Genomic DNA, 902 nt, shown 5'->3' with positions numbered 1-902 from the left:
ATCCGTTGCGTCCTGGTGATCGGCTCGGGTCCGATCGTGATCGGGCAGGCCGCCGAGTTCGACTACTCCGGCACCCAGGCGTGCCGGGTGCTGAAGGCCGAGGGGTTGCGGGTGGTGCTGGTCAACTCCAACCCGGCCACGATCATGACCGATCCGGAGATCGCGGATGCCACCTATGTGGAGCCGATCACCCCGGAGTTCGTCGAGAAGATCATCGCCAAGGAGCGGCCCGACGCCCTGCTGCCCACCCTGGGCGGCCAGACCGCGCTCAACACCGCCATCTCCCTGCACGAGGCGGGCACCCTGGACAAGTACGGGGTGGAGCTGATCGGCGCCAACGTCGAGGCCATCCGCAAGGGCGAGGACCGCGACCAGTTCAAGGAGGTCGTGGCGGCGGTCCGGGGCAAGATCGGGCACGGCGAGTCCGCCCGCTCGGTCATCTGCCACTCCATGGAGGAGGTGCTGGCCGGGGTGGAGGAGCTGGGCGGCTATCCGGTGGTGGTGCGGCCGTCGTTCACCATGGGCGGCGCCGGCTCCGGTTTCGCCCACGACGAGGCCGAGCTGCGCCGCATCGCCGGCCAGGGGCTGGCGCTCTCCCCGACCACCGAGGTGCTCCTGGAGGAGTCCATCCTGGGGTGGAAGGAGTACGAGCTGGAGCTGATGCGCGACCGCCACGACAACGTGGTGGTGGTCTGCTCGATCGAGAACTTCGATCCGATGGGGGTGCACACCGGCGACTCCATCACCGTGGCCCCGGCGATGACGCTGACCGACCGCGAGTATCAGGTGCTGCGGGATGTCGGTATCGCCGTCATCCGCGAGGTCGGGGTGGACACCGGCGGCTGCAACATCCAGTTCGCGGTCAATCCGGCCGACGGCCGGGTCATCGTCATCGAGATGAA

General features: G+C 68.4%; 1 protein-coding gene. It reads left to right on the top strand.

The window, feature by feature from the left end:
- Positions 1-902, top strand: a 902-nt coding sequence (locus ACW69E_RS27710; RefSeq protein WP_457501029.1) for an ATP-binding protein, incomplete at both ends; no start/stop codon positions are given.

This window comes from Streptomyces sp. SS8, assembly GCF_054072955.1.
The sequence above is the reverse complement of the archived record's forward strand: the minus strand, read 5'-3'. Positions and strand labels throughout refer to the sequence as shown.